Source organism: Thiocystis violacea, assembly GCF_016583575.1.
In the GTDB taxonomy this organism is placed as follows: domain Bacteria; phylum Pseudomonadota; class Gammaproteobacteria; order Chromatiales; family Chromatiaceae; genus Thiocystis; species Thiocystis violacea.
This window is the reverse complement of the sequence record NZ_NRRG01000041.1, coordinates 1-21,157: the sequence shown is the minus strand read 5'-3', so window position 1 is coordinate 21,157 and position 21,157 is coordinate 1. Positions and strand designations below refer to the sequence as shown.

21 protein-coding genes and 1 tRNA gene are annotated in these 21,157 nt (G+C 63.4%); 19 read left to right on the top strand and 3 right to left on the bottom strand.

Translation table 11 applies throughout. The features are described from left to right. The first annotated feature begins 205 nt into the window (after nt 1-205). Together CKO27_RS17320 and CKO27_RS17315 are read left to right on the top strand one after the other, a co-directional pair. Entirely contained in the window at nt 206-514 is a 309-nt protein-coding gene (locus tag CKO27_RS17320) for a DUF485 domain-containing protein (RefSeq protein ID WP_200376169.1), read from the top strand. Further along, on the top strand, nt 511-2,241 hold the full coding sequence (locus CKO27_RS17315; RefSeq protein ID WP_200376168.1) for a cation acetate symporter: 1,731 nt from the start codon (nt 511-513) through the stop codon (nt 2,239-2,241). The genes CKO27_RS17320 and CKO27_RS17315 overlap by 4 nt, the downstream gene beginning before the upstream one ends. A gap of 312 nt (nt 2,242-2,553) precedes the next feature. On the opposite strand, the gene soxB is transcribed toward CKO27_RS17315, so the two are convergent. Continuing rightward, nucleotides 2,554-4,335 carry a thiosulfohydrolase SoxB gene (gene soxB / locus CKO27_RS17310; protein ID WP_200376167.1) on the bottom strand — a complete coding sequence of 594 codons (1,782 nt, stop codon included), beginning with the start codon at nt 4,333-4,335 and terminating at the stop codon, nt 2,554-2,556. Between the two features lie 486 nt (nt 4,336-4,821). Between soxB and soxX the strand changes: the two genes are divergently transcribed. From soxX to ccmI, 16 genes are all read left to right on the top strand, one after another. Then, nucleotides 4,822-5,205, top strand: a complete 384-nt coding sequence (gene soxX / locus CKO27_RS17305) for a sulfur oxidation c-type cytochrome SoxX (protein WP_200376166.1) — start codon at nt 4,822-4,824, stop codon at nt 5,203-5,205. A 27-nt stretch (nt 5,206-5,232) separates the two neighbouring features. Continuing rightward, a complete protein-coding gene (gene soxA / locus CKO27_RS17300) occupies nt 5,233-6,072 on the top strand; it encodes a sulfur oxidation c-type cytochrome SoxA (RefSeq protein ID WP_338116091.1) in 840 nt (279 codons plus the stop codon). Nucleotides 6,073-6,170: 98 nt separating this feature from the next. Beyond that, nucleotides 6,171-6,734, top strand: a complete 564-nt coding sequence (locus CKO27_RS17295) for a hypothetical protein (protein WP_242470964.1) — start codon at nt 6,171-6,173, stop codon at nt 6,732-6,734. A gap of 58 nt (nt 6,735-6,792) precedes the next feature. Further along, nucleotides 6,793-7,467, top strand: a complete 675-nt coding sequence (locus CKO27_RS17290; RefSeq protein WP_200376164.1) for a rhodanese-like domain-containing protein — start codon at nt 6,793-6,795, stop codon at nt 7,465-7,467. Between the two features lie 142 nt (nt 7,468-7,609). Then, a tRNA-Leu gene (locus tag CKO27_RS17285) sits at nt 7,610-7,694 on the top strand. Nucleotides 7,695-7,816: 122 nt separating this feature from the next. Continuing rightward, nucleotides 7,817-8,233: a YajD family HNH nuclease gene (locus CKO27_RS17280; protein WP_200376163.1), complete on the top strand. Its 417-nt coding sequence runs from the start codon at nt 7,817-7,819 to the stop codon at nt 8,231-8,233. 140 nt (nt 8,234-8,373) lie between these two features. After that, nucleotides 8,374-10,536, top strand: coding sequence for a bifunctional 23S rRNA (guanine(2069)-N(7))-methyltransferase RlmK/23S rRNA (guanine(2445)-N(2))-methyltransferase RlmL (gene rlmKL, locus CKO27_RS17275; RefSeq protein ID WP_200376162.1), 2,163 nt, complete (start codon nt 8,374-8,376; stop codon nt 10,534-10,536). Nucleotides 10,537-10,572: 36 nt separating this feature from the next. Continuing rightward, nucleotides 10,573-11,190, top strand: a complete 618-nt coding sequence (ccmA, locus tag CKO27_RS17270) for a cytochrome c biogenesis heme-transporting ATPase CcmA (RefSeq protein ID WP_200376188.1) — start codon at nt 10,573-10,575, stop codon at nt 11,188-11,190. A gap of 6 nt (nt 11,191-11,196) precedes the next feature. Further along, a complete protein-coding gene (ccmB, locus tag CKO27_RS17265) occupies nt 11,197-11,868 on the top strand; it encodes a heme exporter protein CcmB (RefSeq protein WP_200376161.1) in 672 nt (223 codons plus the stop codon). A gap of 37 nt (nt 11,869-11,905) precedes the next feature. Continuing rightward, a complete protein-coding gene (ccsA, locus tag CKO27_RS17260; protein WP_200376160.1) occupies nt 11,906-12,664 on the top strand; it encodes a cytochrome c biogenesis protein CcsA in 759 nt (252 codons plus the stop codon). After that, nucleotides 12,661-12,846: a heme exporter protein CcmD gene (ccmD, locus tag CKO27_RS17255; RefSeq protein ID WP_200376159.1), complete on the top strand. Its 186-nt coding sequence runs from the start codon at nt 12,661-12,663 to the stop codon at nt 12,844-12,846. Before ccsA ends, ccmD begins: the two co-directional genes overlap by 4 nt. Next, the gene (gene ccmE / locus CKO27_RS17250) at nt 12,843-13,313 is read left to right on the top strand and encodes a cytochrome c maturation protein CcmE (RefSeq protein ID WP_200376158.1); all 471 of its coding nucleotides are present in this window, start codon (nt 12,843-12,845) and stop codon (nt 13,311-13,313) included. Before ccmD ends, ccmE begins: the two co-directional genes overlap by 4 nt. After that, a complete protein-coding gene (locus CKO27_RS17245; RefSeq protein WP_200376157.1) occupies nt 13,313-15,298 on the top strand; it encodes a heme lyase CcmF/NrfE family subunit in 1,986 nt (661 codons plus the stop codon). Before ccmE ends, CKO27_RS17245 begins: the two co-directional genes overlap by 1 nt. Before the next feature lie 21 nt (nt 15,299-15,319). Beyond that, the gene (locus CKO27_RS17240; RefSeq protein ID WP_200376156.1) at nt 15,320-15,865 is read left to right on the top strand and encodes a DsbE family thiol:disulfide interchange protein; all 546 of its coding nucleotides are present in this window, start codon (nt 15,320-15,322) and stop codon (nt 15,863-15,865) included. A 5-nt stretch (nt 15,866-15,870) separates the two neighbouring features. Next, entirely contained in the window at nt 15,871-16,353 is a 483-nt protein-coding gene (locus tag CKO27_RS17235) for a cytochrome c-type biogenesis protein (RefSeq protein WP_420825843.1), read from the top strand. Nucleotides 16,354-16,359: 6 nt separating this feature from the next. After that, nucleotides 16,360-17,700, top strand: coding sequence for a c-type cytochrome biogenesis protein CcmI (ccmI, locus tag CKO27_RS17230; protein WP_200376154.1), 1,341 nt, complete (start codon nt 16,360-16,362; stop codon nt 17,698-17,700). Nucleotides 17,701-17,966: 266 nt separating this feature from the next. Here ccmI and CKO27_RS17225 read toward each other — a convergent pair whose 3' ends face one another. Next, a complete protein-coding gene (locus tag CKO27_RS17225; protein WP_200376153.1) occupies nt 17,967-18,452 on the bottom strand; it encodes a YbhB/YbcL family Raf kinase inhibitor-like protein in 486 nt (161 codons plus the stop codon). Nucleotides 18,453-18,779: 327 nt separating this feature from the next. Between CKO27_RS17225 and fusA the strand changes: the two genes are divergently transcribed. Next, nucleotides 18,780-20,825 carry an elongation factor G gene (gene fusA, locus CKO27_RS17220; protein ID WP_200376152.1) on the top strand — a complete coding sequence of 682 codons (2,046 nt, stop codon included), beginning with the start codon at nt 18,780-18,782 and terminating at the stop codon, nt 20,823-20,825. A 132-nt stretch (nt 20,826-20,957) separates the two neighbouring features. On the opposite strand, the gene CKO27_RS17215 is transcribed toward fusA, so the two are convergent. Beyond that, a partial coding sequence (locus tag CKO27_RS17215; protein ID WP_242470963.1) for an IS1 family transposase occupies nt 20,958-21,157 on the bottom strand: 200 nt, incomplete at its 5' end.

Here is a 21,157-nt window from a genome sequence, read left to right as displayed (position 1 = left end):
AATCACAGAATCCAGCGCTCTCCAAGGATCTCGCGCGCATATTCCAAGAATCAACGAGGGCCATTCTGCTCGTGCCCAGGCACGGCGGTAAACTAGCGCGCGCCTCCACCGTTCGACGAGACTCCATTACATTCACGGCCTGCCCGTGAGGTTGTTTTGCGTCTCTCGATTTTCGCTTCCTCCAACGCTCTCCAAAGGAACTCCCATGCAACAAAACACGGTCGACGCCATCAAGGCGCACCCGCGTTACCAGGAGCTCGTGTGCTCGCGTAAGTGCTTCGCCTGGAATCTGACGGTGCTGATGCTCGCCATCTACTACGGCTTCATCCTGGTCATCGCCTTCGCGCCCAAGCTGCTCGGCACGCCCATCTCGGACGGCGCCGTAACCACGATCGGAATGCCGGTCGGCGTTGTCATCATCGTCAGCGCCTTCATCCTGACCGGACTCTATGTCGCCAAGGCCAACAGCAAGTTCGACGCCCTGACCAAGATGATTCGGGAGGATCTGCAATGAGGCGCTTCTCGATCTGGGGCGTCCTGCTCGCTCTTCTGGTTCCCTTCGCCCTTATCGCTGGACCGGCCGTGACCGGTGAAGTCGAGCGGCAGGCCACCAACTACACCGCGATTTATATGTTCCTGGCGTTCGTCGCCGGTACGCTCGGCATCACCTATTGGGCGGCCAAGCGCACCCGTTCCGCCGCCGATTTCTACACCGCCGGCGGCGGCATCACGGGCTTTCAGAACGGCCTAGCGATCGCGGGCGACTACATGTCGGCCGCCTCCTTCCTGGGTATCTCCGGCCTGGTGTTCGCGTCCGGCTACGATGGCCTGATCTACTCCATCGGCTTCCTGGTCGGCTGGCCGATCATCATGTTCCTGATCGCCGAGCAGATCCGCAACCTGGGCAAGTTCACCTTCGCCGACGTCAGCTCCTACCGCTTCGGTCAGACCAAGATCCGCACCATGGCGGCCGTGTCCTCCCTGGTGGTGGTCTCCTTCTATCTGATCGCCCAGATGGTCGGCGCCGGCAAGCTGATCCAACTCCTGTTCGGACTGGATTACTGGATGGCGGTGGTCGCGGTCGGCGCCCTCATGATGGTCTATGTCATCTTCGGCGGCATGACCGCCACCACCTGGGTGCAGATCATCAAGGCGGTGCTGCTGCTCTCCGGCGCGACCTTCATGGCCATCGCGGCGCTGTCGACCTTCGGTTTCTCGCCCGAGGAGATGTTCCGTCAGGCCGTTGAAACCCATCCGAAGGCGCTGTCCATCATGGCGCCTGGCTCGCTGGTCACGGATCCGATCAATGCCATTTCGCTGGGCCTGGCGCTCATGTTCGGCACCGCCGGCCTGCCGCATATCCTGATGCGTTTCTTCACCGTGCCGGACGCCAAGGAGGCGCGCAAGTCGGTCTTCTACGCCACCGGCTTCATCGGCTATTTCTACATCCTGACCTTCATCATCGGCTTCGCGGCCATCGTGATGCTGGCCCAGCATCCCGAGTTCTACAAGCCTGAGGCGCTCGCCGCCGATGGTTCGGTCATCAAGGCCCAACTCGTCTCGGGGATCAATGGCGGTACCAACATGGTCGCCATCCGGCTGGCCGAAGCGGTCGGCGGCAATCTCTTCCTCGGCTTCATCTCCGCGGTCGCCTTCGCCACCATCCTCGCGGTGGTCGCGGGTCTGACCCTGGCTGGCGCCTCGGCCATCTCGCATGACCTCTACGCCAGCGTCATCGCGCGCGGTCGCAGCAACGAGACCACCGAGATCCGTATCTCCAAGATCGCCACCTTCGGGTTGGGTCTGCTCGCCATCGTGCTCGGTATCGCCTTCGAGAGTCAGAACGTGGCCTTCATGGTGGGCCTGGCGTTCGCGATCGCGGCCAGCGCCAACTTCCCGGTCCTGGTCGCCTCGATCTTCTGGGGCAAGATGACCACGAATGGCGCCCTGGTCGGCGGTCTGGTCGGACTCATCAGCGCGGTCACGCTCACCATCCTGTCCAAGGCGGTGTGGGGCGACGCGCTGGGTCATACCGCGCTGGTGGATGGCAAGGAGGTCGCCGTTGGGCTGATTTCGCTCAACAACCCGGCGATCGTTTCGATGCCGCTGGCCTTCTTCTTCATCTGGATCGTGTCCCTGCTGGACAACTCGGAACGCGCCAAGGTGGATCGCGCGGCCTTCGAGGCACAGCGGATTCGCTGCGAGACCGGCATCGGCGCGGAAGGCGCCTCCGGCCACTAAGGATGGAATCGGTTGGTCTCGGGGCAGGATGTCCCGAGGCCGACGGCAGGAATCGCCAGTACGAAAAACGGGGCCATTGGCCCCGTTTTTTGTTGTCGCGCCGACGTACCTCGGAGCTTGTGAAAAACTCGTAGGATGGGCAGAGCGCAGCGATGCCCATCCTGTACGCTCCGAGGCTTAAAGATACATCGAACCGTGCCGGTGTCATCCGGCACGGTCCTGAAGGCACAGCGGTTTGAAAGATGGGCATCGCTCTCGCTCTGCCCATACTACGGGTCGAGTTCAGGCTGGGTTGAATCGTTTCACAAACTCTCAGATCTGGAACGGATAATCGGAGATCCCCGGATTCCCCTTGACGTTCTTGAGCTTGGGCGTATTGAGTCGCTCGATCTTGACCGTTTTGATATCACGCAGATAGGTCGCGACCGTTTCCCAGATGGGCTCGCCGGGCGATTGACTGCCGACCGTGGCCCAGCCGGCCACCATGTAGTTCTTCCCGGCCTCGATCCGGGTGCCGTCGTCGAGCGTCATGTCCTGGATGCGCTCGCCCATGCCGGCGGCCGGATCGCAGACATAATTCAGACCGCCCACCCGCACCATGTCGCCGCCCTGCTGCACATAGGGGTCGGGATTGAAGAGGTTGTCGCAGACGTCCTCCAGGATCATCTTGATGTCGGCCCCGCTCATCTCGCGCCGATAGGTTTCGGGATAGGTGATGCAGGTCTGGTCCATGACGTGATCCATGGTGATCGCCTGTCCGGGCGGCACCGTGGTTCCCCAGCGGAAGCCGGGCGAGAGGCTGATCTGGGCCTCCTTCACCTTGAGCAGGGCGTCGCAGATGACCTGATCGAAGGTGCCGTTGAAATTGCCGCGGCGATAGAGCAGTTCCTCGGCGGTCGCCAGCTTCTCCTCCAGTTGGGCCTTGTAGGGCGCGCGGACACCGGCGATATAGTCCGCCATCGCCGCATTGGGCTGGATGAGGTTGGAGAAGACCGGCAGCAGGCGGTAGCGGAAATCACTCAGCTTGCCGTCCTTGACCTCCAGATCCATGACGCCGACGAACTTGCCATTGGAGCCGGCGTTGGTGACCAGGGTCTTGCCACCGGAATTCTCGACCAGGGTGGGCGCCGGCATGCCGTCATGGGTGTGACCGCCAAAAATGACATCGATGCCAGTCACCCGCGAGGCCATCTTGAGATCCACGTCCATGCCGTTGTGTGAGAGCACCACGACCAGGGCCGGCTTCTCGTCCTCGCGCACCTGGTCGACGATCTCCTGCATCCGGCCGTCCTCGATGCCGAAGGTCCAGTCCGGGATGAAGCGCTGGGGGTTGGCGATCGGGGTGTAGGGGAAGGCTTGGCCGATGATGGCCACCTTGACCCCGCCAACATCTTTCATGACGTAGGGTTTGAAAGCCAGGCCGGCGTCCTCGTCGAAGCCGGCGAAGTCGCTGAAACGATAGTCGAACAGGGCCTCCTCGCGCACCTTGACGTTCTGGGCGACGAAATCGCCCTTGAACTCGGCGATGTTGCGGATGACCTCCTCGTCGCGATAGGTGAACTCCCAGTGTCCGGTCATGACGTCGACGCCGAGCAGGTTGCAGGCGCCGACCATGTCCATGCCGCGCGTCCAGAAGGCGGTACCGGATCCCTGCCAGGTGTCGCCGCCATCGAGCAAGAGGCTGTTGCCGTCGCCGGCCTCGGCCCGCAGCCGGTCGACCAGCGTCTTGATGTAAGCGAAGCCGCCGACGGTGCCGAAGCGCTCCGCGCCGGCCGCGAAATCGAGATAGCTGAAGGCGTGGGCCTCGCGGCTGCCTGGGGCGATCCCAAAGTGTTTCAGCAGCGCCTCGCCAACCAGATGAGGTGGCTGGCCGAGCGCCGGTCCAATGCCGAGATTCACGTTTGGCTCACGAAAATAAACCGGGTTGAGCTGGGCGTGGGTGTCGGTGATGTGCAGCAGCCTCAGATTGCCGAACCTGGGGATCTCGTAAGGGTCGGACGGCGATTTCTTTTCCGCGAAGCTCGATGCGGGGAGCAGACCGGCCGCGCTGGCCAGCGCCATGAGTCGGATGAATTCACGTCGTGAAAGCGACATTGGATGAGAGCCCTCCTGCCTGTTGCGGAAACAGTCTTTGTTTTTCGATGAAAGGCGCGTACTCGCGAGCGGGATTGGCTGTTCGCCATGCTCCGCGCCGACCGAGCCAAGATGTCTGGGCTGACGAACGGAATACCAGACGTGGCGGCCCCCATCGTGGGGCGCGATCCGTCCGCTATCCATCACCGCCCGTCGTCTGGCGGATTGTCCGACGGCTTTGCATCCTTTTCCACGCTTGAAATTCGCGGCGATCCCCGCAAGCTTTCGCCCTTGCGGGCGGCGTGAATCACCCGCTGATCGTATGGATTTTGCCCATCCATTGTCGCGGCTTCCACGGGCGCCTGGCCGTGCTAGCATCGGGAACCCGGCGCGGGACCGCTTCACTGGACCGCCTGGCGATGGGGCGAAAGCAAAAATAATGGTCCTTGGTTTTGGAGCCATCCAATCCAACGGTTCAAAACGTCAATGATCGAGAGGAGGCTTCGCATGCCAACAACCGCGTTAAACCGATCACGCCTGGCCGCGCTCGCACTCGGGCTGTCGGCCATGGTTCCCGGCCCGATCCTGGCGGCCATTCCCGACGACATGGCGCTCGATGGCGATGCCGCTGTGGGTAAGTTGGTCGCCAACGACCGCGCCAAGGGAAATTGCGTCGCCTGCCATGCGATGGCGGGATCCGAGGGGCCTGGCTCAATCGGGCCGGTTCTGATCGCGATGCAGACACGTTTCCCTAGCAAGAAGGAACTGGCTAATCAGATCTGGGACGCGACGGTCAAGAATCCGGAGGCCGTCATGCCGCCATTCGGCAAGCACCAGATCCTGAGCCAGAAAGAATTCGTGGATGTCGTCGAATTCATCTGGTCGTTATAAGAAACCGCTTCCGGAGGACGAATGATCGTGAATAAGAACACCCTGATCCTCGCGGTAGCCGGTCTGGCTTGCCTGTTGGCTGGCCCGCTCGCGGCGGAGACCCCCAAGGAAGAACAGGAAGCCTTCCAAACGTATTTCAAAAAGCGTTTCCCGAACGTGCCGGAAGACGATTTCAAGAATGGCGCCTATGCGATCGACCCGGTCGGGCGCGAGAATTGGGAGGCGATCGAGGAGTTTCCGCCTTATGAGAACTCCATCAGCAACGGCGAAACCATGTGGAACAAACCCTTCGCCAACGGCAAGGGCTATGCCGACTGCTTCCCGGACGGACCCGCGATCCAGGGAAAATATCCCTACTGGGATAAGGCGCGTGGTCTGGTCGTGACGCTTCCGCTCGCACTCAACGAATGTCGCGCGGCCAACAAGGAGGAACCGCTGAAATATCAAAAGGGTCCAATCGCCGACCTCGTCGCCTACATCGCCTTCGAGTCACGCGGCCAGATCACCAAGGTCGAGATCCCCGAGGATGATCCGCGCGCCCTGGAGGCTTACCAGAAGGGCAAACAGTTCTATTTCGCCCGTCGTGGCCAGCTCAATTTTTCCTGCGCCCAGTGTCATCTGGGTAACTCCGGGACCAAGCTGCGGACCGAGATCCTGAGTCCGGCCCTGGGACACACCACCCATTGGCCGGTCTATCGTTCCGAATGGGGGGAAATGGGAACCCTGCATCGGCGCTTCGCCGGCTGCAACGAGCAGGTCCGGGCCAAGGCGTTCAAGCCGCAGGGCGAGGAATACCGCAACCTCGAATATTTCCTCACCTATATGAACAACGGGCTCGAACTCAACGGCCCAGGTGCTCGCAAATAGGCGGTTCTGGCCGTCGATCATAAGCACAACGAGCATCGCGTCCCAATACGGTCCGGCGTTGCCAGCGGCGGCGCGGGCGGAAAAGATGAGAGAGGAGCATGAATAGAATGAAGTTCCATGGACTATCGAAAGGCGTGCTGATCACCGCCCTGCTGGTGTGTCTCCCGCTGACCAGCGCCTGGGCGACCCATCGCTCCGAGGCGGAGCAGGCGATCGCCGAGGCCAGGGCCGCCCACGAGCAGGCGGTGTCGGCCAATGCCGCTTCCCCTGAAACGGCGGCGATGATCGAGCAGGCGGAGGGATTGCTGCCCTTGCGCCAATACACCAAGGCGGTCGAACTCGCGATCCAGGCCAAGCGGCAGGATGACTTCGCCGTCCGGCAGGCCGCCGGCGGCAAGGGCGGTGATTCCGACGCCAAGAGCCAGGCGGAGGCGGCGCTCGCCGCGGCCGAGGCCGCCCGAGCGAAGGCGGACTCGGTCGGGGGAGAGTGGCGGGATACCGCCAAGATGATCGCGGAGGCCGAGGGCCTGGTTAAGTCTGGGAGTTATCAAGAGGCCATCGCGCTGGCCAACCGGGCCAGAGTCCAGGGGGAAAGGGGCTACGAGCAGGCGCTCGGTGAACGGGAGGCGGGTTTCCCCTCCTATATGATCGAGAAGCCTTGATCCGGGATCCGATCCGTCTCCCGATCGCCTCTTCAAAACAGTCCAGGAGAATCGCCGCATGCAAACCACAGAATCCTGGCGTCGCCTTGCGATGCTTGCCTGTCTGACCGCTCCGATCACGGCCTTCGCCGCTGATAACAAGATCACGCCGACGATCGAAACCATGGATGTGCTCCATAACGGCCAGACCGTTACCATCCAGCGCGGCCACGACCGTAACGCCACCCTGCCCGAGATTTTCCAGAAGACCGACCGCGGCTGCCCGCCCTTCTGCGTGCAGCCCATGGTCGCGGTCGAGGGCGTCGAAACCGTCGGCGAAGTCGAGGTTCTGGGTTATCTGCACCGCATGACCCAGGGCGAGCAGGATCTCATGCTGATCGACTCCCGCACCCCCGATTGGGTCATGCGGGGCACCATCCCTGGGTCGGTCAACATCCCCTGGAACAAGATCAGTCGCGACAAGGCCGGCACCTTCGAGACGCCCAGCGAGGCCGATAGCTTCCACCACATCCTGCAGGACGAATTCGGCGTTGATCGCAACGCGACGACCGGGGCCTGGGATTTCAGTCAGGCCAATACCCTGATTTTTTTCTGCAACGGCATCTGGTGCGCGCAATCCACCGCCAATCTTCAGACCCTGGTCAACATCGGCTACCCGGTCCACAAGCTCAAGTGGTATCGCGGCGGTATGCAGGATTGGGTCAGCGTCGGCCTGACCACCGTGAAGCCCTGAGGTTTTCACCGTCGAGCCCGCGGGATCCGCCGCGATCCCGCGGGTTACTCTTGCCCGGCATTCAGCTTATGGCTTCGGCCCAGGTTCCGCAGGCTCGGTATCCATACCCCTTTATCCCAAAGCAGGCTAAAATGCCCGGATCGCGCGGGTGGCGGAATTGGTAGACGCGCTGGATTTAGGTTCCAGTGGAGTAATCCGTGGGGGTTCGAGTCCCCCCTCGCGCACCAGGCTCTCGGCCGGTATCTCGCCTCCACTTCAGCCCGGCGACGCTCGCGGCATCGGCCATGACGCTTGGCGACCGGGCGGTCGGCCAGCCAAAGCGGACCAACCCCCAGACGAGGATCGACACATGGCCACGACCCACGGCCCGCGCCATGGCAAGACCGGCAAGCCCATCGATACCGCCAAGCTCGACCAGGTGGTCGCGGACGCGCGCAAGGCGAGCGACGAGCGGGCCGCCGGCTATCGGGATCAGGCGCTCAAGCTCTACGACTGGGTCTGCGGACGCTGCGCCCGGACCTTCACGCGCGAGAATCTGCGCGAGCTGACGGTGCATCACAAGAACATGAATCACGACAACAACCCGCCCGATGGGAGCAATTGGGAGTTGTTGTGCGTTTACTGTCACGATAATGAGCATCAGAAGTACGAGGAGCATCTCGCCTCGCTCGCCGGTGGGCCACGCCGCGCGGCCGGTACCGCCGCGACGGTCACGACCTTCAACCCCTTCGCGGATCTCGCCGAACGGCTCAAGAAGGATGGCTAGAGCCCGCGGGATCCGCTGGCCATTCAGGCGGGAACCTTCGATCGCGACTCCGTGTCATCCAGGGGCCGGCTTGGACGCCGACCGACCAACGACGCCCCGTCGTCAACCAGCGTCCTAGCTTCACGGAGCCCCAAGACCGCATGTCCGACCATCTCTTTTTCGCCTCCGCCCCGAAGCACATGGGCAGCCTGCTCGCCGAGGAACTCATCCGGCTGGGCATGGCGGATGCCACCGAGACGCGCGGCGGCGCCCGCTTCTCCGGTCGGCTGGAGGATGGCTATCGGGCCTGTCTCTGGTCGCGGATCGCCAATCGCATTCTTCTGCCGCTCGCGCAGGCGCCGCTCTCGTCGCCGGAGGAACTGCACGCCATCGCGCTCGCGCTCCCCTGGGAGGAGCACCTGACGCCCGAGCGGACCTTCGCCATTCAGTTCGACGGTACGCTCACGGGCGTCACCAATCGGCACTTCGCGGTGCTCCGGGTGAAGGACGCGATCGCCGATCGCTTCACCCAGTTGTACGGCCAGCGTCCGAGCGTCGATCTGGTGGCCCCGGATCTGCGCATCCATCTCTACGGTCATCAGGACAGCATCGCCTTCAGCCTCGATCTCTCCGGCGAGTCGCTGCATCAGCGTGGTTACCGCGATGAGGGCTCGGCCGCCCCGCTCAAGGAAAACCTCGCCGCCGCCCTGCTGATGCGCGCGGGCTGGCTCGATATCGCGGCCGAGGGCGGCGCCCTAGTCGATCCCATGTGCGGTTCGGGCACGCTGGTCATCGAGGGCGCCCTGATCGCGGCCGATATCGCCCCCGGCCTGCTGCGCGAGCGCTTCGGTTTCCATGGCTGGTCCCAGCACGACGAGACGATCTGGCAACGCCTGCTCGACGAGGCGCGCATCCGGCGCGATGCCGGTGTGCAGCGGCTGGGCTCGCTGCGCGGCTATGACGTCAATCCCAACGCCATCCGCGTCTCGCTCCATCACCTGGAGCGCGCCGGCTTGGCGGGTCTCGCCCATTTCGAGCGTCGCGAACTGAGCGACTGCCGTCCGGGCCGGCTGGAGGACGAGGGGTTGGTCATCGTCAACCCGCCCTATGGCGAACGACTGGGTGCCGATGACGACCTGCCCCAGCTCTACGCGCGCCTGGGCTCGGTGCTCCGGGAGCGATTCCTGGGCTGGCGCGCGGCGGTATTCACGGCCAATCCGGATCTCGGCAAGAACATGGGGCTGCGGGCGGTGCGCATGCATAGCCTCTACAACGGCCCGATCGAGTGCCGGCTGCTCAGTTTTCAGGTCGAGCCGCGCTACTTTGTCACCAATCATCCCCGCCCCCTGCCGCCCGAGGAACGCAGCGAGGGCGCGACCATGCTCGCCAATCGGCTCGCCAAGAACCTCAAGTCGCTGCGCAAGTGGCAGAAGGTCGAGAATCTGACCTGTCTGCGGATCTATGACGCCGATCTGCCCGAATACGCGCTGGCGATCGATGTCTATGACGCCGACAAGCGTTGGGTCCATGTCCAGGAATACGCCGCGCCGCCCAGCATCGATCCCAAGCGCGCGCGTCACCGTCTGCGCGAGGCGCTGGGTCTGATCCCGGAGATCCTGGAGGTGCCGGGCGATCAGGTCTTCCTCAAGGTTCGGCGGCCCCAGAAGGGACGCAACCAGTACGAGCGACTGGCCGAGACCCGCAATTTCCACGAGGTCTCGGAGGCCGGACATCGCTTCCTGGTCAATTTCGAGGATTATCTGGACACGGGTCTGTTTCTCGATCACCGCGACATCCGCCGTCTGATCGAGAGCCTGGCGACCGGCAAGCGCTTCCTGAACCTTTTCGGCTATACGGGCACGGCCACGGTCTACGCGGCCAACGGCGGCGCCTCCGCCACCACGACCGTGGACATGTCCCGGACCTACCTGGAATGGGCCGCCAGCAACCTGTCCCTGAACGGCATCCAGGGCCCCAACCATGAGCTGATCCAGGCCGATTGCGTGCGCTGGATCGACACCGTCGCCGGGCGCCGCAAGTTCGATCTCATCTTCCTGGATCCGCCGAGCTTCTCGACCTCCAAGCGCATGTACGGCACGCTCGATATCCAGCGCGACCATGTGGGGCTCATCAATTCCACCATGCGCCTGCTGGATCCCGACGGCCTGCTGATCTTCTCCAACAATCTGCGTCGCTTCCGCATCGATCTGGAAGGGCTGTCCCCGCTCCATGTGGTCGATATCAGCGCCGAGACGCTCCCGCGGGATTTCATCCGCAACCCGCGCATCCACAATTGCTGGATGATCCGGTTCCGTCAGCCATGAGTCGGCCGCCGCATGCGACCCGAAGCCGCGACGCTCATGCTTGAGGTCGTCGGGCTGGAGTGCCGACGGGGCGATCGGCGCCTCTTTTCCGGTCTGGGTCTGACCCTGGAGGCGGGGACGCTCCTGCATGTGCGCGGACGCAACGGCAGCGGCAAGACGACCCTGCTGCGCACACTCTGCGGACTCTTCGCGCCCGACGCCGGCGAGGTGCGCTGGCGAGGCGAGTCCATTCGCGATCTGGGTGATGAATATCGCCGCGATCTGCTCTATTTCGGGCATCTCAACGGCATCAAGGGCGAGCTGACCGGGATCGAGAACCTCGCCATCGCCGCCACGCTGGACGGGGATCGGGTCGCGACGGCCGACATCTGGACGGCGCTCGAGCGCATCGGGCTCGCCGGATTCGAGGATCTGCCCACCCGCATGCTCTCCCAGGGTCAGAAGAAGCGGGTCGCGCTGGCCCGTCTCATGCTCAGTCGCGCCAAACTCTGGGTTCTGGACGAGCCATTCACGGCGCTCGACGTGGATGCCGTGAGCCTGCTCCAGGGGTTGATCGCCGGGCATGTGGCCGGCGGCGGCCTGACCGTCCTGACCACGCACCAGGAGGTGCCGCTGACCTCGGGTCAGGTCGCGCGCCTGGATCTGGGGAGCTGAATCGCCATGGCCCGTGTCTTCTGGTGCATCCTGATTCGCGATCTCACGCTGGCCATGCGCCGGCGCACCGACGTGCTGACGACGCTCTTTTTCTTCGTGATTGTCGTGAGCCTTTTTCCGCTCGGCGTCGGCACCGAGCGCAAGATACTGGAGATCCTCGGCCCGGGCGTGGTCTGGGTGGCGGCGCTGCTGGCCTCGATGCTGGCCCTGGAGCGGCTGTTCGCGGCGGATTACGAGGACGGCACGCTTGAGCAGATGCTGCTGACCGCGCAGCCGCTCTCGCTGCTGGTGCTGGCGAAGATCAGCGCCCACTGGATCCTGACCGGGCTGCCGCTGGTCCTGATCGCCCCACTGGTCGGCATGCAGTACCATCTCACGGGCACGGCGATCTGGGTCATGATGCTGGCGCTGCTGCTCGGCACCCCCATCCTGAGCCTGATCGGGGCGATCGGAGCGGCCCTGACCCTGGGATTGCGCGGCGGGGGTATCCTCTTGTCGCTCCTGATCCTGCCGCTTTATATTCCGGTGCTGGTCTACGGCGCCGGCGCGGTCGAGGTCAGTCGCATAGACCTCATGGATGTCCAGCCCTATCTCATGCTGTTGGGGGCGTTTTTCCTGATCGCTCTTATCCTCGCCCCGCTGGCCTCCTCGGCGGCGCTGCGGATCTCGCTCGAATAACCGATTCTTCCCACGCTCAACGGTTGCATCCAAGCCCATGTCCCTGAACTGGTTCAAACTCGCCTCTCCCGCGTCCTTCTACCCGGTCGCCGGACGCCTCGTGCCGCTGTTCTGGATCCTGACGGTCGGGCTGCTGCTGCTCGGCTTCTATTGGGGATTCTTCCAGACGCCCGACCAGCTCGGCGGCAGCAACGCGCAGAAGGAGTATTACCGCATCATCTTCATCCATGTCCCCGCGGCCTGGATGTCCATGTGGCTTTATATGGTGATCGTCGGCTGGGCCGCGATCGGGCTGGTCTTCAACACCCGTCTTTCCTTCATGATGGCCAACGCGGTGGCCCCGACCGGGGCGATCTTCACCTTTCTCGCCCTCTGGACCGGCGCCTTCTGGGGGCGCACCAGTTGGGGTACCTACTGGGACTGGGATCCGCGGCTGACCTCCGAGCTGGTGCTGTTTTTCCTCTACATCGGTTATATCGCCCTGCACTCGGCCATCGACGACACCCGTCGCGCGGATCGCGCCTCGGGCCTGCTGGCCATCGTCGGGCTGGTCATGGTTCCGGTCATCTACTGGTCGATCAACTGTCCGGATCCCACCCAGTGCGCGGCTCTGCACCAGCGCTCCGACCTGACCCGGATCGATGGCAACATCCTGTTTTCGATGCTGATCATGACGCTGGGCTTCTGGATGTATTCGTTCGCCACCAGCTTCATGCGTCTGCGCGGCATCATCCTGACGCGCGAGGCGGAGAGCGCTTGGGTCCGTGAACTCTTGAGCCAGGAGAATCCGAAATGAGCGATTTTTTCTCGCAGGGAGGCTACGCCTTCTTCGTCTGGGGCGCCTATGGGATGGTAGTGGTCCTTTTGTTGATCGAGATCCTGCAATTGCGTTCGCAACGTCGAACCATTTTGGCTCGTCTTGGTCGATTGACCCGGATGCCTGGGACTCGGACCTCTGATTTCGGAGCAACAGAATGAAAGCAAGACAGAAGCGTTTGGCCTTCGTCGGACTGGCCATCGTCGGAATCGGCGCGGCCTCGGCCCTGGCCGTCACCGCCCTCAAGAGCAATCTCTCCTATTTCTTCAGCCCGTCCCAGGTCATCGCCAACGAGGCGCCCCCGGATCATGTGTTCCGGTTGGGCGGGCTGGTGACCAAGGGCACGGTGCAGCGGCAGAAGGACGGTCTGACCGTTCACTTCGACGTCACCGACAACGCCCAGACCGTCAAGGTCGCCTATACCGGCATCCTGCCGGATCTTTTCAGCGAGGGCACGGGCGTTGTCGCCAAGGGCCGCCTGGGATCCGACCGGATCTTCTACGCCGACGAGGTCCTGGCCAAGCACGACGAGGAATACATGCCGCCGGAGGTCGCGAGCACGCTCCAGACGGCGCACGCCCAGGGTGTCGTGGAAAGCGCCGCCCAAGCCAGCGGGGCGACCAACTGATGGCCCCCGAACTCGGGCACTTCGCGCTCCTCCTGGCGCTGGTTCTCTCCCTCGTCCAGGCCAGTGTTCCGCTGGTCGGCAGCTTCACTGGCAACCGCACCTGGATGGCCATGGGGCGGCCCCTGGCCTGGGGTCAACTGACCTTCATCGGGATCGCCTTTCTCTGTCTGCTGCTGGCCTTCCTGACCGATGACTTCTCGGTCATCTATGTCGCGACCAATTCCAACAGCCTGATGCCGAGCCTTTATAAAATCTCGGCCATCTGGGGCGCGCACGAGGGCTCGTTGCTGCTCTGGGTCCTGATGCTGGCGGGTTGGGGCGCGGCGGTCGCCTCGCTCAGCCGCAATCTTCCGCTGCCGATGATCGCTCGGGTCATCTCGGTGCAGGCGATGATCGCGATCGGTTTCCTGCTATTCACGCTGCTGACCTCCAATCCCTTCGATCGCATCTTTCCCGTGCCGCTGGAGGGACGCGATCTGAATCCATTGCTCCAGGATTTCGGCCTCGCCATCCATCCGCCCATGCTCTACATGGGGTATGTCGGCTTCTCGGTCGCCTTCGCCTTCGCCATCGCGGCCCTGATCGGCGGTAAGCTCGACGCCGCCTGGGCGCGCTGGTCGCGGCCCTGGACCACGGTCGCCTGGGTCTTCCTGACCCTCGGCATCGCGCTCGGCTCCTGGTGGGCCTATTACGAACTGGGCTGGGGCGGCTGGTGGTTCTGGGATCCGGTCGAGAACGCCTCCTTCATGCCCTGGCTGGTCGGCACCGCGCTCATGCATTCGCTGGCGGTGACCGAGAAACGCGCCGCCTTCAAGACCTGGACGGTGCTGCTCGCCATCTCGACCTTCTCGCTCTCGCTGCTCGGAACCTTCCTGGTCCGTTCGGGCGTCCTGACCTCGGTGCACGCCTTCGCGACCGATCCGGCGCGTGGCAGCTTCATTCTGCTGTTTCTCTGCGTCGTCATCGGTGGCTCGCTGGCGCTCTACGCCTGGCGCGCGCCGAGCATCTCGGGCGGCGGTCGCTTCGATCTGCTCTCGCGCGAGACCTTACTGTTGATCAACAACCTGCTGCTCACCACGCTGGCGGCGATGGTGCTGTTCGGCACCCTGGCGCCGCTCATCTACGAGGCCGCCGGCTGGGGCAAGATCTCGGTCGGCTTTCCCTGGTTCAACAAGATGTTCGTGACCCTGTCGCCGCTGTTGATCCTGGCCGTCGCCATCGGACCCCTCGCGCATTGGAAACACGACGAGCCCGGACGCTTGATCCGATCGCTCTGGCTCGCCCTCGCGCTCGGTATCCTGGCCTTCCTGGCGGCCTCGCTGCCGATCTTCTCCGCTGGGAACCTGGCGGTCGGCTTCGGTGTCGGGATGTCGGTCTGGCTGGCCTCCGCGCTGCTGCTCAGTCTGTTCGGCCGTCTGCGCCACAAGGGCGGGCTGAAGGGGCTGGCGGCGGATCTCTCCGGCAATAGCCGCAGTTATTACGGCATGTGGCTGGCGCACCTAGGGCTGGCGGTGTTCGTCGTGGGCGTGACCATGGTGTCGATCCATGGCACCGAGACGGATGTACGCATGTCTCCCGGCGCGACGCTGGAGGACTCGGGCTATCGGTTCCAGTTCAATGGAGCCAAGGCGGTCACCGGACCCAACTACAGCGCCTTTCGCGGCGATTTCGTCGTCTATCGCGGCGAGCGGGAGATCGCCCGGCTCTACCCGGAGAAACGCAATTATTTCTCGGGAGGCATGCCCATGACGGAGGCCGCGATCGACGCGGGCTTCCTGCGCGACATCTACATCTCGCTCGGCGAGCCGGTCGGCAACCAGGGCGACTGGGCCTTGCGGGTCTACTACAAGCCCTTCGTCCGCTGGATCTGGCTTGGCTGCATCCTGATGGGCCTCGGTGGCACGCTGGCCGTGACCGACCGGCGTTACCGTATCGCCCGCCGTACCGCCACCGCCCCAATGGGCGGCGTCGCGGCGATCGCATGATCCGACTGAATTAGGCCACCCATGACCCAATCCGCCTCTCGTGCCCTGATCCCGCTCGGCCTCTTTCTCGCCTTGGCCGCGCTGCTGTTCTATGGGTTGCAACTGGATCCGAGAAAGGTGCCGTCGCCGCTCGTCGGCAAGCCGGCGCCCGACTTCGCGCTCCAGTCGCTCAAGGATCCGAACCAGACGCTAACCAAGGACATCCTGATCGGTCAGGTCTCGCTGGTGAACGTCTGGGCCTCCTGGTGCCCCTCCTGCCGGCAGGAGCACGGCGAGCTGATGCGTATCGCGCGTCAGTCCGACGTGCAGGTGATCGGATTCAACTGGAAGGACACCCGCGCCGAGGCGCTCCAGATGCTCCAGCAATTCGGCGATCCCTATGCCATGACCTTTTTCGACCCGGATAACCGCTCCGGGATCGACTGGGGTGTCTATGGCGCGCCCGAGACCTTCGTCGTCGACCGCGAGGGCATCATCCGCCACAAGCGCATCGGGCCGATCGACGCCAAGGTGTGGGAAGAGGAAATCCGGCCCATCGTCGAGCGCTACCAGACCAATCCATCATGATCCAGATGAAATCCAAATCGCTCTTGATCGGGCCGATGTTGGCCGGCGTCCTGCTGGCTGGCGCGGCCCAAGCCTTCACGCTTGAGGAATTCACCTTCGAGGATCCGGCCCGGGCCGAGGAATTCCGGGATCTGATCGGCGAACTGCGCTGCCTCGTCTGTCAGAACGAGTCCCTGGCCGGATCCCAGGCCGGCGTCGCCCAGGATCTCCGCAAGGAGGTCTATCGGATGATGCAGGAGGGCCAGAGCCGCCAGGACGTGGTCGACTTCCTGGTCTCCCGTTATGGCGACTTCGTGCTCTACGAGCCGCCGATCAGGCCCTCGACCTACATCCTCTGGTTCGGCCCCTTCCTGTTCGTCGGATTCGGCGGTTTCATGCTGTTGCGCACCCTCCGGCGTAAGAGGGCCGAGCCCGAACCCGACATCAGCGAGTCCGAACGCGCCCGTCTTCGGCAACTACTCGCCCAGACCCCCGACCAAAAAGAATAACGCCTCATGATCATCTTCTGGATTCTCGCTGGTGGGCTCGTTGGCCTGGCCCTGCTGTTTATTGTCGTGCCACTGTCGCGCGCGACACCGCCCGAGGCGGCTCCCGAGCAGGACATGCTCAATCTGGAGGTCTTCAAACAGCGCCTGCGGGAGCTGGACGTCGACCTGGAGGCCGGACTCCTGGAGCAGGAGCAATATGCCGCCGCGCGGCGCGATCTGGAGCGCGAACTGCTCTACGACCTCGACGGCGGGGAGTCCGCCAAGGCGACGGCGCGCTCGTCTTCCACCTTCGGACGCTGGGCGCTGGGCGCCGGACTCGCCGTCGCGGTTCCGGTCTCGGTCGTCCTGGTCTACCTGGAACTCGGCACGCCGGGCATCATCGACCAGCTCCAGACGCCGGCTCTTGCCCAGTCCGAAGGGGCCGGCGGCCAGCAAGGCGACCCGCTGGACGTCCTGATTCAACGGCTTGAGGAGCGTCTCCGGGAGAGCCCGGAGAACCTGGAGGGTTGGCTGATGCTCGGGCGAACCTATTTCGCCACCAATCAGCCGGAAGCGGGTCTCAAGGCCATCGAACGGGCCTATGCGCTCGCCCCCGACCAGGCCGAGGTCAAACTGGCCTACGCCGAGGGACTCGCCACCGTCAGCCCAGGCAAGAGTCTGGAGGGTCGGCCGGCGGAACTGATCCAGTCCGCCTTGGAACAGGAGCCCGACAATCTCAACGCGCGCTGGCTGAGCGGCCTGCTCGCCTTCCAACGGGCTCAATACAATGCCGCCGTCGTCGCCTGGAAAAAGATCCTGGATGAAACGGATCCGGCCAGCGAAGAGGCCGGCAACCTGAAAAAGATGATCGAGGAAGCCCAGGGCCGCGCGGGTCTTCCCGCGAGCGAGAACATCGCCGCGAGCGCCCCGATGGAGCCGGTCCAGCCGGTACCCTCGGACCCGGCGACGAGCGAGGCGACGGAAGCGACGGCGACACCGGACCAGCCCCCGGCCGATGGCCAGGTCGGCGTGACACTCGACGTCAGTCTCGCCGCCAGTCTCGCCGGAGAAGCCTCGCCCGAGGACACGGTCTTCGTCTTCGCGCGCGCGGCCCAGGGTCCACCCATGCCGCTCGCCGTTCAGCGTCTTCGGGTGAAGGATCTGCCCAGCACCGTGACCCTGGACGACAGCATGGCCATGACCCCGGCCATGCGCCTGTCGGCCTTCGATCAGGTTCTGGTGGGGGCGCGTATCTCCAAGAGCGGCGATGCGACTCCGCGAGCCGGCGACCTTGAGGGCCAGGCCGGTCCTCTCGATCCACAGGGACAGCGAGGAGTCGCGGTCATCATCGATCGGGTCAGGCCCTGACCTGAGCCAAGGTGATTTCCGGGAAAGTCCATGCCCAACCTAAAGCTCCGGAAATGGACAGGATTAACAGGATTGTTCAAGATTTACAGGATTAAAAACAGAACGTTATAAATCCTGTCCATCCTGCGAAATCCTGTTAATCCTGTCTATGACGGGGTGGATCGCGGGTACAAGGTTTCCCGGAAATCACCTAAAATCCAGCGCTGGTCGGTTCCGCCAAGCGAATCGACCAGCGCCTAGCCCACCAGGCATCCGCTCGATTCAGGTCATTCCAGGGCGGTTTTGCCGTAGGTTCCCACCAACTCGGCATGCGCGAGGATGTGGTCCTCCATGGCGAGGAGCAGATCGTCCTTACCGGGCGTCCCCAATTCCTCCGGCAACCGCACATCCAGCGCGTAGAGCCGATGAAAGTAGCGGTGACGTCCGATCGGCGGGCAAGGCCCTCCATAGCCGGTCCGGCCCCAACTGTTGATCCCTTCTCCCGTTCCCTCCGGTAATCCATCCGCGTCGACACCCTCGGGCAGGCCCGCGCAGGTCGACGGGATGTTGTAGAGGATCCAGTGATCCCAGACCATGCGCGGCGCCGCCGGATCCGGGGCGTCCGGATCATCCACGATCAGAACCAGGCTCTCGGTTCCCGCCGGCAGGTTTTCCCAGACGAGTGGTGGTGACCGGTCGTCGCCGTCACAGGTATGGGATCGCGGGATCGACCCGCCTTCGACAAAAGCCTCCGATTTGAGAACCAGTGCCATCTTATGCCCTCCGGCTCTGTGCTAACGTTTCAAGCGACATAGGGTATCCCCGATCAAATGAAAGGTTATTCCTTATTACTAGCTGTGCGTCCTTCGGCGGCCAAATGGCCGCCGCTTTTTATTGTTCGCCCGGAGGCGCTCCACATGGCCTGTCAAGCCGCGCCTCCCGTTCCACATCCTTGATCTAAAGCAGCCGCCTCGGATTTCCTCGTTCGGACGGTCTGAGTGACGCCTCGGTTACAGTATAATTTCCGCTCCGCCGAATAAACCCAAAGAGCGCTCACGCAGCGCTCCGCATTTCACTCAAGCGCCACGACGGGATCCAAGATGCCTGACTACAATGCCGAGGACGTCCGCAACATCGCACTGGTCGGCCATGCCGGCTCCGGCAAGACGACACTGGTGGAGGCGCTGCTCGCCGCGACCGGCGTCATTCCGGCGCCGGGCCTGGTCGCCAAGGGCACGACCGTGTGCGATTTCGATCCGCTGGAGAAGGAGCTGCAACACTCGCTGGACGCGGCCGTCACCAGCTTCACCACGAGCGGCAAGCACGTCAATCTGATCGACACCCCCGGCTTTCCGGACTTCCTTGGACGCAGCATTTCCGTGTTGTCCGCGGTCGAGACGGCCGCCCTGGTGATCAACGCCCAGGCCGGCATCGAGCCCATGACCATCCGGCTCATGAAGGCGGCGGACAATCGCGCCCTGTGCCGGCTCATCATCGTCAATCAGATCGACGCCGAGAACATCGACCTGGCCCAGTTGACCGATCAGATTCGGGAAACCTTCGGTGCCGAGTGTCTGCCGATCAACCTGCCGGCCGAGGGTAGTCGGCGGGTCATCGACTGCTTCTTCCAGCCCAGCGGTGAAGGCGCCGATTTCTCCTCGGTCGAGGAGGCCCACAGTCACATCATCGATCAGGTGGTCGAAGTCGACGAGGAGTTGATGGAGCTCTATCTGGAGCAGGGTCAGGATCTCCAGCCCGAGCAGCTTCACGATCCCTTCGAGGCGGCCCTGCGCGAGGCCCATCTGATCCCCATCTGCTACGTCTCCGCCCAGACCGGCGCCGGCATCCCGGAGCTGTTGGAGATCATGGCGCGACTCATGCCCAACCCGTCCGAGGGCAATCCTCCGCCCTTCCTGAAAGGCGAGGGCGCCTCGCTGGAACCCGTCCGCGTCAGTCCCGATCCCTCGCTCCATGCGATTGCCCACGTCTTCAAGGTAGTCAACGACCCCTTCCGCGGCAAGCTCGGCATCTTCCGCATCCATCAGGGCCGGATCGTCACGGGCAGCCAGCTCCTCATCGGCGACGCGCGCAAACCGTTCAAGGTCAATCATCTCTATCGGCTGCACGGCGCCGAACAGGTCGAGGTCAGCGAGGGCGTTCCCGGTGATATCCTGGCCGTCTCGCGGGTCGACGACATCCATTTCGACGCCGTTCTGCACGACTCGCATGACGAGGACCACTTCCATCTCTCCAGCCTGGAATGCCCGGTTCCGCTCTACGGCCTGGCGATCAACACGGCCAAGCGCGGCGACGAGCAGAAACTCACCGACGCGCTTCACAAGCTGAGATCCGAGGATCCCTGTTTCCATATCGAGCACAACGCCAGCGCCAACGAGACCGTGGTGCGCGGGCTCGGCGAGTTGCACCTCAAGGTCATCCTGCGCCGCCTGTCCGAGCAGTTCCATGTCGACGTGGAGACCCGTCCACCGAGCATCCCCTACCGGGAGACGATCGTTGGCAAGGCCGATGGCCATCATCGTCACAAGAAGCAGACCGGAGGCGCGGGCCAGTTCGGCGAGGTCTATCTGCGCGTCGAGCCCAACGCGCGCGGAGCGGGTTTCGAGTTCATCGACGCGGTCGTCGGCGGGGTGATTCCCAACAACTTCATTCCCTCGATCGAAAAGGGCGTGCGCCAGATCCTGGACGAAGGCGCCATCGCCGGCTATCCCTTGCAGGACGTCAAGGTCACCGTCTATGACGGCAAATACCATCCGGTCGACTCCAAGGACATCGCCTTCGCGACCGCCGGACGCAAGGCGTTCATCGACGCCGTGCTCAAGGCCCAGCCGGTCATCCTGGAGCCGATCGTCAAGATCCGCGTCACCGCCCAGGACAGCGCCATGGGCGATCTGGCCGGGGATCTGTCGAGCCGTCGCGGACGCATCAACGGCAGCGAATCCAAGAGCCGCGGACGCATCGTCATCGATGGCGAGGTTCCGATGGCGGAATTGGAAGGCTACGACGCCCGCCTCAAGGCCATCACGGGCGGCGAAGGCACCTACAGCATCGAACTGAGCCACTACGACCCGGTGCCGGGCAACATCCAGAAACAAATGATGGACGCCTATCAGCGCGCCGAGGACTGAGGTTCACGCCAACTTGGGAAGCGCCGATCCATTCGGCGCTTCCGGTCGATTGCAAGAACGGCTTCACATCCCCTCCTTGCCGTTCCCGGTAGTGCCCCAATCCGCAGGGGTAGTACCCTTCTCTATATGATTTCACAGATGAGCTTTGGCTGAGAGAGTGCTATTATAATGATGGACGAAATACCAAATAGCTCCAATATGGTTCTGAAGCTTTTTTGAAAAAGAAAGTGCTTTTCGTACGAGCCTGGAAATACGTTGCCTGAGTGTGCCGTTGTATCGTTCGATGTGATTTGTCTTTCCCGATTCCTTGCCGACAGCGTAATGACGGAATT

Excerpts from the sequence above, each read along its gene's own strand:
- ccsA (WP_200376160.1), top strand. The coding sequence starts at position 11,906 with ATGTCCCTGAACTGGTTCAAACTCGCCTCTCCCGCGTCCTTCTACCCG.
- CKO27_RS17320 (WP_200376169.1), top strand. The coding sequence starts at position 206 with ATGCAACAAAACACGGTCGACGCCATCAAGGCGCACCCGCGTTACCAG.
- rlmKL (WP_200376162.1), top strand. The coding sequence starts at position 8,374 with ATGTCCGACCATCTCTTTTTCGCCTCCGCCCCGAAGCACATGGGCAGC.
- CKO27_RS17295 (WP_242470964.1), top strand. The coding sequence starts at position 6,171 with ATGAATAGAATGAAGTTCCATGGACTATCGAAAGGCGTGCTGATCACC.
- ccmA (WP_200376188.1), top strand. The coding sequence starts at position 10,573 with ATGCTTGAGGTCGTCGGGCTGGAGTGCCGACGGGGCGATCGGCGCCTC.
- CKO27_RS17240 (WP_200376156.1), top strand. The coding sequence starts at position 15,320 with ATGACCCAATCCGCCTCTCGTGCCCTGATCCCGCTCGGCCTCTTTCTC.
- ccmI (WP_200376154.1), top strand. The coding sequence starts at position 16,360 with ATGATCATCTTCTGGATTCTCGCTGGTGGGCTCGTTGGCCTGGCCCTG.
- ccmD (WP_200376159.1), top strand. The coding sequence starts at position 12,661 with ATGAGCGATTTTTTCTCGCAGGGAGGCTACGCCTTCTTCGTCTGGGGC.
- CKO27_RS17280 (WP_200376163.1), top strand. The coding sequence starts at position 7,817 with ATGGCCACGACCCACGGCCCGCGCCATGGCAAGACCGGCAAGCCCATC.
- CKO27_RS17290 (WP_200376164.1), top strand. The coding sequence starts at position 6,793 with ATGCAAACCACAGAATCCTGGCGTCGCCTTGCGATGCTTGCCTGTCTG.
- CKO27_RS17235 (WP_420825843.1), top strand. The coding sequence starts at position 15,871 with ATGAAATCCAAATCGCTCTTGATCGGGCCGATGTTGGCCGGCGTCCTG.
- ccmE (WP_200376158.1), top strand. The coding sequence starts at position 12,843 with ATGAAAGCAAGACAGAAGCGTTTGGCCTTCGTCGGACTGGCCATCGTC.
- CKO27_RS17225 (WP_200376153.1), bottom strand. The coding sequence starts at position 18,452 with ATGGCACTGGTTCTCAAATCGGAGGCTTTTGTCGAAGGCGGGTCGATC.
- CKO27_RS17315 (WP_200376168.1), top strand. The coding sequence starts at position 511 with ATGAGGCGCTTCTCGATCTGGGGCGTCCTGCTCGCTCTTCTGGTTCCC.
- fusA (WP_200376152.1), top strand. The coding sequence starts at position 18,780 with ATGCCTGACTACAATGCCGAGGACGTCCGCAACATCGCACTGGTCGGC.
- soxB (WP_200376167.1), bottom strand. The coding sequence starts at position 4,335 with ATGTCGCTTTCACGACGTGAATTCATCCGACTCATGGCGCTGGCCAGC.
- ccmB (WP_200376161.1), top strand. The coding sequence starts at position 11,197 with ATGGCCCGTGTCTTCTGGTGCATCCTGATTCGCGATCTCACGCTGGCC.
- CKO27_RS17245 (WP_200376157.1), top strand. The coding sequence starts at position 13,313 with ATGGCCCCCGAACTCGGGCACTTCGCGCTCCTCCTGGCGCTGGTTCTC.
- soxX (WP_200376166.1), top strand. The coding sequence starts at position 4,822 with ATGCCAACAACCGCGTTAAACCGATCACGCCTGGCCGCGCTCGCACTC.